Here is a 13928-nt window from a genome sequence, read left to right as displayed (position 1 = left end):
TGCGCTACGCCTGGGAACCCTTCGTCTCCTCGCCCTGCTGCCCATCGGCCCCAAAGGCCGGGAAGGAGATATCGGGAATATCAAAATCCATGTCCATCTTGGGCAGGTCGGTATTCACCAGGGAGTTCAGGTAGGAATCGGCATCCTGCGCAGCCTGCCTGACCGGGGCCTTGCTGATGGAATCCTCGGACACGGGACGGGCCCAGCTTGGCTCGTCCGAGACCGACGGAGCCGCACCAGGTTGCACGGACTCCTCCTGAGGACGGCTCCAGGCACTGGGGGCCTGGGGCTCGGGCTGTGCGGACAGGGGCCCGCTGACCCCGACCGGGGAACTGAAGGAGGACCCCGCGCCAGGCCTTGTCGAAGGGGCCGTAAAAGCGGGTTGCGTCGACCAGTCATGACCCGAGGCAGAGGCCGAGCTCGGTTGGTCGGATACTGGCTGAACCGGCTGAGAGGACGGGACACTGTCAGATCGCGAGGGCTGTACCGGTGAAGACGGTACGGACGGGGAGGATTGTGCCGAATCAGCGGACCTCACAGGCTGGGAAGGCGATGCGAACGAGGCAGGCTGACCGGCCTGAGCACCGCTTGCACCCGTACCGGTCCCTGCCTGGTCCCGGTTCTGCCCCACGGACCTGGCCAAGGCCCCCAGGGAGCCGTTCATCTGACTGGCCGCCGAAACCTCAGGCGTGCCGGACGGAATGGTACCCGAGGCAGGAACCGCGGGAGCCGTCGGCTGAGGAGAGTCAAAAATGGCCTGCTCCGCCTGATGCAGCTGGGCGAAATCAGTCGATCCGGTTTCGGCCGGTTGCACAGCGGGCGCCTCGGCAAATCCCTGACGAGCAGCATCGGCAGATCCTGTGGGCTGCCCGGCCTGCCAGGCAGGAGCCTGTTGCTGACCAATCAGGGGCTTGATGGACCCATCCTCGCCAGCAGTTCCAGCGGACGGACCCTCCTTCGACCGATTACCGCCTGATCCGGCATTCGGACGGGTTCCGACATGGACCTGTGCATCAAGCCCCAACCGGGCGACCGACTCCATCTGCTGCAGGAGTTCCACGGCCTTGGAAAGGAAGTAGTCCACCTGGCGCTCGTCATAGCCGTGCTTGCCCTTGCGCTGGGTGAAAATCACGTTGGAGATACGGTCCGAGGTGATGTCGACGGGCTTCTTGCCATCGGCACGCTTCGCATCCCGCAGATGCAGGTCGTCGGCAATGCGGTCCAGAACCTGGAAGACCAGACGATCCACCTGCTTGCAGTCGTAGGAGGGCTTGCCGGAAAGGCCCCTGTCGAAGATGTCGCCACCGTCCCGGTTCGCATGCCTCTTCAGGGCCCGGTACTGACGTACCACCCGCGTACTCCAGGCCTCCATGCCGGACTGGTTGATCTCCCTGGCAACACTCCTGTCGGAGATGGCGCGTTCCAGACGGGCCAAGGCGGCATCCACCTGGGCGATGGTGTACCCGCCCTTGCGCAACTCAAAGGAGGCGTTGGCGATCTGGTCCTGCGTCAGGCTCGGATCCTCGCTCTCATAGAGAGTGTGGGCCCTGTCCAGGAACTCATCGACCTGAACAGTGTTATAGCCGAACTTACGCTTCCCCACACGGGCTATGGTGGCTTCGTTCCTGCCGGAATCAGGCTTTGCTGACATCAGGACATCGACCTCCTGACCTTTCTTGCCGATGGGAGTCATGCCTACCCATCTTGATGGTAATGCAGACGATTCTACTTGAGAGTTCAGACTCGGTGGGGACTGGTCATTGCAGAGGGAGTGGTCCCGCTCGGACTCGAACCGGGGACATCCACCGTGTAAAGGTGGCGCTCTAACCAACTGAGCTACGGGACCGAGCAATATGATAGCAGAGTGTCCCGCCGGCGACAGGGCCGATATGGTGGTTATAATCCGCGGGGAGTTTCATCAATGGGGCGAACCTCGTCCATCCGTCCGAATCGAGGATGCAGATGTCGGCAAAAGGGACAGTCAGGAAAACCAATGTGACCCTGGTCACGGTGGCGGTCTTCATCGCCACCTTCATGACCGCAATCGAGGGGACCATCGTATCCACGGCCATGCCGACGATCATCTCCGACCTGCACGGTCTATCGATCATGAACTGGGTCTACTCCATATATCTTCTCATGTGTGCCGTCACCACCCCCATCTATGGGAAACTCTCCGACAGGTACGGCCGTAAACCCCTCCTGACCATCGGACTCCTGATTTTTGTGGTCGGATCCAGCCTCTGCGCACTCTCCCAGTCCATGCCCCAGCTCATCGGAGCCAGGCTCCTTCAAGGCCTTGGCGCCGGCGCCATCCAACCTCTGACTTATACGGTCCTGGCTGACATATACCCCCTGAGCAAGCGGGCCGGGATGATCGGACTGAACGGATCCGCCTGGGGCATCGCCTCCATCATCGCCCCACTCCTGGGCGGATTCATCGTCCAGCACCTCAGCTGGCACTGGGTCTTCGCCATCAACGTCCCCATCGGCCTGATCGTCATACTCCTGATACAGGCCTTCCTCAGCGAGCGCATGGAGCCCAGACTGGCACCGGTCGATTACAAGGGGATCGGGCTGCTCAGTCTGGGGCTGATCTGCCTCATGTTGGGCCTGCAGAGCCTGGGCTCCCACCAGGGCATCCTGACTCCGGCCCTTCTGGGCCTTGCCGCTGTGGTCATCTTTGTTGTCCTCCTGCGTCTTGAGAACCACCAGGCAGACCCCATTCTTCCCCTGAGGCTCTTCCGCAACCGGACCTTCGTCATCCAGAACGTCTGCATGCTTCTGATTGCCGGGTTCCTGATGTGCTTCGACACCTATATGCCGATTTGGATGCAGTCCGTCATGGGACTCAACCCTTCCATGGGCGGCTTTGTCGTGACCCCCTCCTCCATCCTCTGGCTTCTGGGCGCCTACCTGGCCGGGCCCTTGACCATGCACCACCCGCCGCACCGGGCCACCAACATCGCCCTGGCCTTCATCCTGACCGCGTGCGTATGCTACGTTTTCCTTCCCATGGCAACCCCTTATTGGGCGTTCCTGGTCATATCGGCCATCGTGGGGTTCGGTTTCGGCTTGGCCATCACCACTTCGACGATCACCGCCCAGAGCGTGGTACCGGCCAGTGATGTGGGTGCCTCCACCAGTTTCAATACCCTGGCGCGTTCCCTGGGGCAGACGCTGATGGTCTCGATTTTCGGAATCGTCATGAACACGGTCATTGCCGACAGGGTCCCCGATCATCCCGGCCTCACCGCCGAGATGATGGACAGGATGATCAATCCGGCCACGGCCAACCAGATTCCTCCGGCACTGCTGGCCCCGGCCAGATCCATCGTCTTCGACGGTCTGCACTGGATATTCCTGACCGGGCTGGTCATACTACTGTTGGCTCTGGGTGCCAACCTGCTCGACCTGCGATCCAGGTCGCTCCTGTCGGAATATCAACATTCCGCCACAACCAAGACTGCAACAACCGGTTCGATCCGATGAGCAGATCGGCATCCGCCCAACCCGGGAGGAGAGATTAAAAATCCCCCGGCCGTAAAACCGGGGGATGGAAAAACAGGGGACCTGGAGGAGTGTTTACTTGCCTTTTCCGAAGGCACGCAGTTGGGTGGCGTTCCAATCCTTGCTCACGGTGGTGGGCATAAGGGCGTTCATTCCTGCAGTCTTGGCGGCGTTGGAAACGGTGCTGGGACCGGGAGCGCCATCACGCCCCGGCTTGGGGGTCAGCACCCAGAAGGGAGCACCAGGATTGATCATGGCCGAGGCGTCGACGATGGTATCCGCCAGGTCATCCTCGGAATCGCCATCGCGCCACCAGATGATCACGCCATCCACGGCCGCATCGTAATCCTCATCGACCAGCTCTTCACCGGTCAGGTCTTCGATTTGAGTCCTGATGCCATCATCGACATCGTCATCCCACATCCATTCCTGGACGATATCGCCAGTATGGAAACCGAACTCTTCCGCTGTATAGGTTGTAGTCTCAGCCACGTTGTCAGCATAACAAGACTGCTGGAATTCACCAATTGTGGCCCAGTGTTTCCGGATGCGCCTGGACTCGACCGCCGCGCATCCTACTTGCTTGGGGAACTCGAATCAACGGTGCAGCGGGGCAGGTCCTCCCCCCTGCCTTGTCCTATTTCCACAACGGCCTTGTATGCCTGGTCAAGGGTTTCCACCTGGACATCCCGCAGACCGTCGGGCACATGGCCCGCCACCTGACTGCAGTTGGCCTTGGGAGCCAAGAACCAGGTAGCCCCATCACGTTTGGCACCCATCAGTTTCAGATTGATGCCCCCTATCGCCCCCACGGTACCTTTTTCGTCAATGGTCCCTGTGCCGGCAATGGTCCTGCCGCCCGTCTCATCCTCGGGGGTCAGTTTGTCGATGGCTCCCAGGGCATACATCATGCCGGCGGAGGGGCCCCCTATATCGTCCACATGCATGGTGATCTCGATGCCGTCGGTCTGGTATCCCTTGGCCTGAAGGAAGGAGATGGCCGCCTTGGCAGCCGCATCCTGGGACCCGCTCATGTCGCTGGCCTCCTGCTTGCGGTATTCGTCGGCGGTCATTCCCTCGGGAATTATGGCTTCCCTGGGCACGACCATGGCTTTGGGGTTGGCCCATCCCAGCAGGGCCTCCATATTCGTGACCATCGAGCCGGGTAGGCCGCCGGCGTTGATGGTGGTCAGGAGGAGCTTGCCGGAACCGGTGTGGGTCTGGCCTCCCTTCACGGAGACGACCTCGGTGGACCCGCTCCTGCCAAGAACGTCCTGGGTGGGCCCTGGGGTCTCGATTACATAAGGACTGGGCAGGAAGAGGATGACCAGGGAGAGAATGACCAGGAGTCCACCGACCATGCCGCGCCTGGTCAACATGTGGCCCGCGACGGCCTCAGGCATCTGTTCGGGTGCGCCTGTGGCGGAGATTCCCGCTTTCCCATGCGTATGTGTCATAGCTCCAATATTATGGGTGAAAGAGACGATACACTGCTCATGCGGTGCACTTTCAGCACCGTCACCCTATTTGCGAGGACTGGAACGACCTTATGGACGAGAATGCAATCCACCAATGGCTGATTGACTGCTTTGGCCCCTTCCAGGGCGAGCTGGCCTGGAAGCAATTCTCGCAACTGCCGGAGTCCGTCCGTTCCCAGATCGCCAATCAGGACCCCACGCAGCTGCCCAAACCCGACGAGGTGAAGGCCCTGATCCAGGCCTTCACGGCAGGTGGACTCAACACACCTGCCGACATGCAGAGTCAGGCCCAGGAAGGCCCCATCAACGTCAATCTGGCAAAGTCCATAGCCTTGGGGCGTGCAGCTGCCGACCAGTCCGACACCACGGTGACCGCAGAGGATGGCGACCGGGTGACCAGGATCATGAGTGAAGCCAACCTCTGGTTGGATTCCGTCTGTGCCTTCGACCCTGCTCCCGGCCATGCCGAAGCCCTGACCCGCTCCGGTTGGATCGAGGGCAGCATCGACTCCTGGATCCAGTTCGCCTCCCCTGTGGCGCAGGCCGTCAGCAATGCCCTGACCTCGGTACTGAGCGAGCGGTTGGGCGGATTCCCCGAAGGCGAGATCTCCGGCATGTTTGCCGGGCCGGTCCCCATCCCACTGCCCGACAACCTCAAGGACCCGGCCACCCTTATGAAGCTCCTGGGCAACACCTCCTTTGCCATACAGCTCGGGCGGGCAGCCGGAGAACTCTCCGAAGAGGTCCGCGGCGGGTTCGACCAGGGGGTCGCCCTCCTGAAAAACCCGGCAGGAGCCCTGATTCCGCAGAACATCAAGTCCTATGCCTCATCCCTTGACCTGGATTTGGATGAGGTTATGAGCTATCTGGCCCTCCAGGAGGCCGCCCATGCCCGCCTCTTCGCATCCGTCCCCTGGCTGATGCCACGCTTCGAGGCCCTGATAGGCAAGTACGCACGCGGAGTCTCCATCGATCTGGACGCCATGGAAGAGCAGCTCCGCGAGGCCACCGAGATCAATCCCGAGTCCATCGCTGGCGCCATCAACCTCAGCAATGTCGGCATCGAGGACACCCCCGAGCAGAAAGAGGCCCTGCGCAGTCTGGAGATTCTTCTGGCTCAGGCCGATGGTTGGGTGGACTGCGTGGTCTGGAACGCCGGCATGGCGCATATTCCGCATCTGGAACAGCTTCGCGAGATGACCAGGAGGGAGCGGGCCGTGGGCGGCCCCGCCGAGCAGACCTTTGAATCCCTGCTTGGTCTCAGACTCCACCCCAAGCGCCTGCGCGAGGCAGCTGAGCTTTGGGAGGGTGACACCGCAAGGCTTGGTTTCGAACAACGCGACGCCAAATGGTCCCACCCCGACCTCCTCCCAACCCTGCCCGAGGAGCAGGCAAACGCCAGTGTTGATACCGGGAACCAGGCGGAACCCACCCAGGGTGAAACCAATCACACCGATGAGGGGGCCGCCAACCCTGATTCGGTCGACTGGGACGCCGAACTGGCCAAACTCTTGGATGCCGATAAGAAGGCACAGGGAACCAACTCCCCCGAGCGGCCCGACAGTCAGGCGAACAAAGGCCAGGGCGATACGGGCGACCCAGATGGGGAAAACGAATCCGCTGACGGGAATCCCGACGAAAACAATAAGTAACAGAGACTAATCGTGCCCATCACTCCATCGCCGTAAACCGCAACCATGCTCCCCTCACAAGGGTGCATGCGGTTTTCACAAAGGATAACCGGTCCTCATATTGCACGCCGTCTGAAGAGGGAGCTTACCCCTGCACGAAGCGACTGGGGGTACGTCTGGCGAACGAGGCGGGATCCTTCTTCTCGGCGAACGAGAGATGGAGGGTGTCCTCGGCCCTGGTCACCGCCACATACATGAGCCTGCGTTCTTCTTCCAGGTCCTCCCCCTCCCTCGGCGAACCGAAGGGAAGAAGCCCCTCGGAACAGCCAACCAGGAAGACATGGCCGAATTCCAGTCCCTTGGCGGCGTGAATGGTGGAAACGGTGACCTGACCACGCGCCCTGGCCTGCTGAAGATCCTCTATTGTCTTCTCAGTGCTCTGGACAGCCGTCACCTCGGATACACTCTGGTCCAGCCAGCCCGAGTCGGTCCGTAGGCGGTATGGAATGCCCCGTTCATGCAGGGCTGCACATATAACCGGCTGCTGGGCGTTGATTCTGGTGAGCACCGCGCACTGCCCCGGATCGGCTCCACCATGGATGAGCCGCTCTATACGCTTAGCCACCCCATGGGCTTCCTCGACATCATCCTGATACCGGGTGGTCCCAATGCGCTTGCCAGCCTCCCTGTTCGATTTCAGTTTCAGGTAGTCGCCACGATTGGGGGACTTGGAAAGGACCCTATTGGCATAGTTGACCACCTGGGGGGTGGATCGGTAGTCCGTATTGAGCTGCAGGTCGGCTTTCATCGACGGGTACTCCTCGGGGAAACCCAACAGGTAGTAAGAGGTTGCCCCGGCAAAGGAGTAGATGGTCTGGGCAGGGTCTCCCACCACGCAGAGATTGTCTCGGTCATCCAACCAGAGTTTCAACAGGCGATGCTGCAGGGGTGACACATCCTGGTACTCGTCGACCGTCATCCAGCGAATGCGCGATCGGATGACGGCCGCCGCCTCCGGCTCCTCCTCCAGGATGTGACAGACCAGGAGGAGGATGTCGTTGAAGTCCATTTGATTATGGGTGGACTTGTCATATTCGAAGGCCTCGTAGAGGTCGGCCATCCTGTCGGGATCGAGACCCGCCGGCGGAGTGCGGTGTGTGGCTGCGCAAACCCGGACATACTCCTTGGGGGCAATCAAGCCCACCTTGGCCCAGTTGATCTCCGCCTCCAAATCGCGGACCTGGCCCGGATCGGCCTCCTCCTGACCACAGACCCGCTTATAGGCGGTCTTGACCAGGGGGCGGAGATCCTGAATCAGGGTGGGTGGATATGAGGAGCTGACCTGAGGCCAGACCTGACGGAGCTGCTGGAAGGCCGCCGAGTGGAATGTGGCGGCCTTGACCGATTCCGGCACACCGAGGGCGGTGAGTCTGGACCGCATCTCGGCAGCAGCCTTGACGGAAAAGGTGACGGCCATGGTCTTCGACGGGTCCCAACTACCCTGGGCACAGGCATAAGCAATCCGGTGGGTGATGGTTCGGGTCTTTCCGGCACCTGCCCCGGCTATGATTCTGACCGGCCCGTCCAAACTGGTGACCGCCTCCCTCTGGAACCGGTCCAGCCCCCCTAGGAGCTTCTCCTGATCTTCATGCACACCCCCATTGTGCCAAATCGTCCTGTCGAATCCGCATTGGGGTGGTCATGTGGTCGAAGGTGCCACGCAGAGCCTCTTCGACGTACCAGGCCACCCGCAAAGCCTTACGCTTGTATTATCCTGAGAGTGTGAGTGAAAAAACGAAGCTGACCTTGGCCGCACTGGCCTCCGCCGCCATGCCTGATGTGCCGGTGACAGGCGCCAGGGATTGCGATCAGATCAGCCATAGGGACCGGGCCGAGGGAATCAGTTGTGCAGTGGTCCAGGATTCCACCGGGAACACCTACGATGTGTGGGCAACCGACCAGGAGGCCGGTAAGAAACGCATGGCAGCCCGGGTCAAGGCCGCACGGGCCTTGGAAGACGCCAAGGAAGTCGCCGCAATGGGCTTCCGGGTTGAGCGGGTCCTGGCCTATGAACCGGGACTGAGCGAAGCCAGTCCTACAGGAAAGGTCAGTGTGACCGTCCTGAAACACAGCCCGGGCAGAATTCGCCCCCTCCATCTGTTGACAATCAACGAGTGCACGGCCGCAGGCACGGCCATAGGGGCCATACACCGTATACGACCCGAGTTCCTCGGGGAACACGGCTACCCGGCCTTCACCACGAGCCAGATATCCTCCCAGCTCAAGGGCTGGATCACCCGCCTGCGCAAGGACGGTCACGTTCCCGAGGAAATCACCAACAGCTGGTCTTCGATTGCAGAAACCGACGGGCTCTGGTCTTTCGATACCTGCACTGTACATGGCGGATTCACGGATGGAGACCTCCTGTATTCGAATTCCGGACTGAGCTCCATTTACGGATGGCAGGACATGCAGGTCAATGACCCGGCCCGCGATCTGGCATGGATATTCTCCAAGCTGGACGGGTCCCGCCGCAATGCGGTCATCGCCGCCTACGGCAGGATGGTGGGCTCCCGTCTGGACGATCTGATCATGCTCCGCGCAAACCTCTGGCTGCAGATGGAGCAGGTCGGCGAATTCATCACCGCCCTTGACCGGGCCGACAACGAGCGAATCATCCAGTTCAAGGCACAGGTCGAACGCCTGGCCCAGCAGCTCAGCGAGCATGAGCAGCTCAGCCACGCCCGCCAAAACCACAAGCCAGCCAGGCCAGCCGCCGGTTCCAACCCTTCGACGATTACAGTGGGGAACCTCCTCGGTGGCGAGAACGACCCCGCTAAACCGGAATCAGGCAAGACCGGAAGCGCAGCTCCCAACAGGCCGACAGTCGAGCCCAAGGACGACCAGGACAAGGCCGAGGAACCTGCAGACGACAGCTCGGTGACCATCGCCATCAACAAGGTCGATATGGCCGATTTGGCCAGAACACAGACCGCCATGAATCATCAGGCAGCCAAGGCCAAGGAGGAATCCAAGACCGACCACGCCCCCGTCACAGAGGCCGACAGCAGCACCAAGAGCAAGAGCGAACCGGTCCCGGATGGAAAAACCGCAACTGCCGAAGGGGAACCATCCGGAGAAGGTCCCGCAGTCCCGAACGAGGACGGCATTGCGCACCATGCGGCGACACAAACCGAGACCACAAAAGATAAGGCCGCCGAAGAACCACCGTTGACGGGCGCGGAGACAATCATCATGCCTCGCAAGTCCAGTCCGGACGATGCCCCGACCAGGACAACCGACGGAATCATCAGCCGGCACGGAGACGACGCTTAGGGCGTAATCGACCCGACCAGCGAATAATGAAACCAGCACATTTGCCTGTCGATTCGACTCAGTGGCAGGCGGAATCCCTGGAGGCAAACATGGATATTGAATTCGGCATCAGGAACGTGGCACGCACGGTCAGCTTCAGCACGGACGAAAAGGCCGACGAGGTTGCGGCCCACATCAGCCAGGCCTTGAAGGAAGGCGGGCCGATCGATCTGGTGGACGACAAGGGTCGTCACATCGTCGTTCCCAAGGATGCCCTGGGATACGCGGTCATCGGATCGGACACCACCCATCCGGTAGGATTCGGTGCCTTGGGTGGCGCCACCGACTGAGTCAGAACTCGACAGACCAGAACGGACAGGCCGGCAGGAAACCCTCAGACAGAGGGATATCCTACCGGCCTGATTCCGTATGCCCGGTCGATGATGCGGCCGACCACCTCAGAGCTGGTCCAGTTCTCCCCGAGCACATTGGGCTTACCCTTGCCGTGCCAGTCGGACCCACCGGTCACCAGCAGGTTCCACCGCTCGGCCAGAGCCAGCAGGCGTTCCTGCTCCTGAGGAGAGTTGTCACGATGCCGTACCTCCAGGCCGTCCAATCCCTCCCTGACCAGGTTCCCGATCTGCACATCGCTGAGTAGGACCGGATTGCGCTGTGTGGCACCCGGATGAGCGATGACCACGACCCCGCCGGCATGTTTGACCGCCTTCAGCACCTGGTGGGTGGTGGGCGACGGGGTAGGCAGGTAATACGGGCCGGACGACGAGCAGACCCCCGCGAAGGCCTTGCTCCGGTCGGAATAGACCCCTGCCCTGACCAGGGCATCGGCGATGTGGGGACGACCGATGGTGGTCCGCTCCCCTTCCTTGACCTGATCCAGCACATCCTGCCAGGTAATCGGATAGTCCCGGGAGATCCTGTCCACCATGGTCCTGGTCCTGGCCAGCCTGGCCTGTCTGGTCCTATCGAAAAGCCTGGTGATGACCATATCCTCGGGATCATAGAGGTAGGCCAGCATGTGGACAGAGACGTTCTGGTCCTCGGCCGTTATCTCGGTGCCCAAAAGGAGGGGCATCCCCTCACTCTCGGCGGCCTCCGTGGCCATGGCCCAACCCGCATTCGTATCGTGGTCGGTTATGGCCAGACCCGCCACCCCCTGTTTCCCGGCCAGGGATACCATCTCCGCGGGGGTCATGGTCCCATCGGAGAACACCGTGTGGCAATGCAGGTCCCATCCTGCCCTCTCATGTGATGAGGCAGGGTTCACCCCGGTCTGATGAGTCATGCCTCCATCCTAAACTCGCTTCCGTATCAACGCCCTTAGCGAGCGCTCCCCCGTAGGAGTCGCCCCCGTATTCCGGACCATTCAGACCTAACGAGGTGGTGGCCATGAACGAGCAGATCCCCGAAGCCACACCAGGCTGGCGCCATGGGCATGTCTGGACCTACACGATGGCCGCGGTCGCCTCCCTGATGGCCCTCTTTTCAAGTCTCATCCTGGCTGCGGAGACCCTGCAACTGGCCAGGAACCCCCAAGGGCGGCTCAGTTGCGATATCAACGCCGTGGTCTCGTGCTCGACCGTGGCCGGGTCATGGCAGGCCGAACTGATTCATCTGGGTACCCTCCCCATTCCCAACGCCTTCCTGGGGTTGGCCGCCGAAACGGTTTTCCTGACCCTGGCCGTGGTCGGACTCAGCGGGGTCGGGCTCCCCTCCTGGATGGCCGGCCTGACCTGGTTGGGATCCCTGCTGGCCCTGGCCTATGCCGTTTGGCTCTTCACCCAGTCCATATTCGTCATCAGGGCCCTCTGCCCATGGTGCCTGGTCATGCTGGCCTCCACCAGCATCCAGTTCATGGCCTTCAGCCATGCCACGGTAACCGTTCAGGGCCTTCCCTCATCCCAGGGGCATATGCCCGGTCTGGGGAGGGGACTGCGCGCTTACTACCGTCTGCACTTCGATCTTATGGTGGACCTGGTCTGGCTGGCGGCCCTGATCACCATCATCCTGGCCAAGGAGGGGGCGGCCATCTTCGGGTGACCCGACCGGAAATCCGCTTTCTTGCCGACCTTCGGCAAATCAGGCCAGACCCCGGGGGATGTCCTCAAGGGATACCCGCGCAACCATCCTGGCCTCGCCGGTCAGGTGGACTTCCTGGTCGTCCACGTCAACATCCAGGACACCGCCACCCACACGGATGGTCCAGTGGTCGAGGCCGGTCAGGGCACGCAGGACCACCCCGCTGGCACTCAGCCCCGTCCCGCATGAGAGGGTCTCCCCCACTCCACGTTCATAGACGCGCATGGAGGCATGCCCCGATCCGGTCTGGGGGTCCACGGATTCCAGTCTGAGGAACTCGATGTTCTGCCCCTCGTCAAGACCCGGATGGGCATTTGGCTGCCTACCGAGGTCCAAGGTGTCCAGGTCGGGCAGCTCGGTCTTGCCCAGGAGAGCGGAAACAGCTCCCGGCAATCCATCCGGCATGGAGTGCCCGCCTGCACCGTTCCCATCGATCCCGGTGCCTTCCGAACCCTGCCGGGCAAACCCCTCGCCCAGTCCTGCCAGGACCACCACATGAGGATTGCCCATATCGACCAGGGTTCCCGGAGCCGATCCGCCCAAGGCGCCGCCGTCAACCATCTGCCCGCCGAGGGCACCCATGGTCCAGGCACCGATGTTGACGGTAAAGACATACCCGTCCACGTCAGAGGCGGCGCCACGGGAAACGATGCGCTTGACCCCGGCACGGGTGCCTAGCAGGAAGGATGATCCATCCATGGTCGGAGCCAACCCCTGCTTCTGGGCGAAGAGGGTGATGGCCCTGGTCCCGTTGCCGCACATCTGCGCCAGTGACCCGTCAGCATTGCGATAATCCATGAACCACTGGCAGCCGAACCGGTTACACCCCTCGATGGCCTCCTGGTCCAGGTCGCTCACATCCTGAGGGTGGGCCAGACGAATCACCCCGTCGGCACCAACCCCGAAGTGCCTGTCACAGAGCCAGCGAACCTGGTCGGCACTGGGTTCCAGGGTCCCCTGGGGATCCGCATAGACCACAAAATCGTTGCCGGTTGCATGCATTTTGTAAACAGTCCGGGGAATACTCATGGTTGTAGGGTACGGCCTTTCACCGACAGGCTAGGCTGGTCATTCGGCTTGGAAAGGAGCTGGTCAGATGGGTTCAGGGGCACCGATCGGAATCTTTGATTCCGGACTCGGAGGATTGAGCGTCACCGCCAGCATCCATGCCCTCCTGCCTTCCGAGGAACTCAGCTACTTTGGCGACTCGGCGAACGCCCCTTACGGGACCAAACCTCCCGAGATGGTGACCCAACGGTGCATAGACATCGGTGATGCCTTCATGGACCAGGGCGTCAAGGCGATGGTCATTGCGTGCAACACCGCCACCAGCGTCTGCGTGGAAGAGATGCGTCGGCGCTATCCCGTTCCCATCATCGGCATGGAGCCGGCACTGAAACCGGCCTGCCAGCGGGGCGGTGGTCTCCCCCAGCGGGTCATTGTGACCGCCACTCCCCTGACTCTCAAGGAAGACAGATTCTCCCGTCTGATGGACCGGTTCAAGGCCACCCACACGATTTTCGCCCAGCCCTGTCCGGACCTGGTCCGGATAGTCGAGTCGGGCCACCTGGATGACCATGACCTTGTGGACGCGACACTTCACAAGTACCTCGACCGGTACGACCTGGACACCATGGATTCAATCGTTCTGGGATGCACTCACTTCGTCTTCTTCAAGGACCGTATCGCCAGCCTCTGTCCACCGGGCCTGGCCCTGATGGACGGCAATGAAGGCACCGCCAGGCACCTCAGGGACCTCCTGTCCGAGGCCGGGCGGCTGAACGAGAGCGAAGCGCCGGGCCGGATCCACATCGCCAACTCCGATTCATCGCCACGGATTATCGAGTACTCCCGGCACCTGCTCGAAACCTGCAAATCCTGAGTTTGTCCATCATCC

General features: G+C 61.5%; 12 protein-coding genes and 1 tRNA gene. 6 read left to right on the top strand and 7 right to left on the bottom strand.

Translation table 11 applies throughout. From position 1 onward, the window contains the following. Window positions 1-4: 4 nt before the first annotated feature. Window positions 5-1693: a DivIVA domain-containing protein gene (locus tag H3V08_RS01395; RefSeq protein ID WP_198181365.1), complete on the bottom strand. Its 1689-nt coding sequence runs from the start codon at window positions 1691-1693 to the stop codon at window positions 5-7. A 79-nt stretch (window positions 1694-1772) separates the two neighbouring features. Continuing rightward, window positions 1773-1846: transfer RNA gene (locus H3V08_RS01390), tRNA-Val, on the bottom strand. Between the two features lie 116 nt (window positions 1847-1962). Here H3V08_RS01390 and H3V08_RS01385 point away from each other — a divergent pair. Then, window positions 1963-3492, top strand: coding sequence for an MDR family MFS transporter (locus H3V08_RS01385; protein ID WP_232340044.1), 1530 nt, complete (start codon window positions 1963-1965; stop codon window positions 3490-3492). 93 nt (window positions 3493-3585) lie between these two features. On the opposite strand, the gene H3V08_RS01380 is transcribed toward H3V08_RS01385, so the two are convergent. Together H3V08_RS01380 and H3V08_RS01375 are read right to left on the bottom strand one after the other, a co-directional pair. Beyond that, window positions 3586-4002, bottom strand: a complete 417-nt coding sequence (locus tag H3V08_RS01380; protein WP_033489805.1) for a DUF3052 domain-containing protein — start codon at window positions 4000-4002, stop codon at window positions 3586-3588. Window positions 4003-4085: 83 nt separating this feature from the next. Continuing rightward, complete coding sequence (locus H3V08_RS01375; RefSeq protein ID WP_198181363.1) at window positions 4086-4967, bottom strand: S16 family serine protease; 882 nt, start codon at window positions 4965-4967, stop codon at window positions 4086-4088. Between the two features lie 92 nt (window positions 4968-5059). On the opposite strand from H3V08_RS01375, the gene H3V08_RS01370 reads away from it, so the two are divergent. After that, entirely contained in the window at window positions 5060-6640 is a 1581-nt protein-coding gene (locus tag H3V08_RS01370; protein ID WP_198181362.1) for a zinc-dependent metalloprotease, read from the top strand. 124 nt (window positions 6641-6764) lie between these two features. Here H3V08_RS01370 and H3V08_RS01365 read toward each other — a convergent pair whose 3' ends face one another. Continuing rightward, window positions 6765-8273, bottom strand: a complete 1509-nt coding sequence (locus tag H3V08_RS01365; RefSeq protein WP_198181361.1) for an ATP-dependent helicase — start codon at window positions 8271-8273, stop codon at window positions 6765-6767. Window positions 8274-8401: 128 nt separating this feature from the next. On the opposite strand from H3V08_RS01365, the gene H3V08_RS01360 reads away from it, so the two are divergent. Both H3V08_RS01360 and H3V08_RS01355 read left to right on the top strand, forming a co-directional pair. Next, on the top strand, window positions 8402-9955 hold the full coding sequence (locus tag H3V08_RS01360) for a phosphotransferase (RefSeq protein WP_198181360.1): 1554 nt from the start codon (window positions 8402-8404) through the stop codon (window positions 9953-9955). 89 nt (window positions 9956-10044) lie between these two features. After that, a complete protein-coding gene (locus H3V08_RS01355; RefSeq protein ID WP_033490765.1) occupies window positions 10045-10284 on the top strand; it encodes a DUF3107 domain-containing protein in 240 nt (79 codons plus the stop codon). Between the two features lie 44 nt (window positions 10285-10328). Here the strand turns inward: H3V08_RS01355 and H3V08_RS01350 are convergent, their stop codons facing one another. Continuing rightward, window positions 10329-11237, bottom strand: a complete 909-nt coding sequence (locus H3V08_RS01350) for a PHP domain-containing protein (RefSeq protein WP_198181359.1) — start codon at window positions 11235-11237, stop codon at window positions 10329-10331. Between the two features lie 104 nt (window positions 11238-11341). Here H3V08_RS01350 and H3V08_RS01345 point away from each other — a divergent pair, with 104 nt between their 5' ends. Beyond that, window positions 11342-11992, top strand: a complete 651-nt coding sequence (locus tag H3V08_RS01345) for a vitamin K epoxide reductase family protein (protein WP_198181358.1) — start codon at window positions 11342-11344, stop codon at window positions 11990-11992. Between the two features lie 39 nt (window positions 11993-12031). On the opposite strand, the gene H3V08_RS01340 is transcribed toward H3V08_RS01345, so the two are convergent. After that, the gene (locus H3V08_RS01340) at window positions 12032-13060 is read right to left on the bottom strand and encodes a diaminopimelate epimerase (protein ID WP_198181357.1); all 1029 of its coding nucleotides are present in this window, start codon (window positions 13058-13060) and stop codon (window positions 12032-12034) included. A gap of 67 nt (window positions 13061-13127) precedes the next feature. Here H3V08_RS01340 and murI point away from each other — a divergent pair, with 67 nt between their 5' ends. Then, the gene (gene murI / locus H3V08_RS01335) at window positions 13128-13913 is read left to right on the top strand and encodes a glutamate racemase (RefSeq protein ID WP_198181356.1); all 786 of its coding nucleotides are present in this window, start codon (window positions 13128-13130) and stop codon (window positions 13911-13913) included. Window positions 13914-13928 lie beyond the last annotated feature (15 nt).

The organism is Bifidobacterium sp. M0307 (assembly GCF_016100445.1).
In the GTDB taxonomy this organism is placed as follows: domain Bacteria; phylum Actinomycetota; class Actinomycetes; order Actinomycetales; family Bifidobacteriaceae; genus Bombiscardovia; species Bombiscardovia coryneformis.
The sequence above is the reverse complement of the archived record's forward strand: the minus strand, read 5'-3'. Positions and strand labels throughout refer to the sequence as shown.

Coding starts and splice junctions, on each gene's coding strand:
- H3V08_RS01395 (WP_198181365.1), bottom strand. CDS start 1,693: ATGACTCCCATCGGCAAGAAAGGTCAGGAGGTCGATGTCCTGATGTCA.
- H3V08_RS01385 (WP_232340044.1), top strand. CDS start 1,963: ATGTCGGCAAAAGGGACAGTCAGGAAAACCAATGTGACCCTGGTCACG.
- H3V08_RS01375 (WP_198181363.1), bottom strand. CDS start 4,967: ATGACACATACGCATGGGAAAGCGGGAATCTCCGCCACAGGCGCACCC.
- H3V08_RS01370 (WP_198181362.1), top strand. CDS start 5,060: ATGGACGAGAATGCAATCCACCAATGGCTGATTGACTGCTTTGGCCCC.
- H3V08_RS01355 (WP_033490765.1), top strand. CDS start 10,045: ATGGATATTGAATTCGGCATCAGGAACGTGGCACGCACGGTCAGCTTC.
- H3V08_RS01350 (WP_198181359.1), bottom strand. CDS start 11,237: ATGACTCATCAGACCGGGGTGAACCCTGCCTCATCACATGAGAGGGCA.
- H3V08_RS01345 (WP_198181358.1), top strand. CDS start 11,342: ATGAACGAGCAGATCCCCGAAGCCACACCAGGCTGGCGCCATGGGCAT.
- H3V08_RS01340 (WP_198181357.1), bottom strand. CDS start 13,060: ATGAGTATTCCCCGGACTGTTTACAAAATGCATGCAACCGGCAACGAT.
- murI (WP_198181356.1), top strand. CDS start 13,128: ATGGGTTCAGGGGCACCGATCGGAATCTTTGATTCCGGACTCGGAGGA.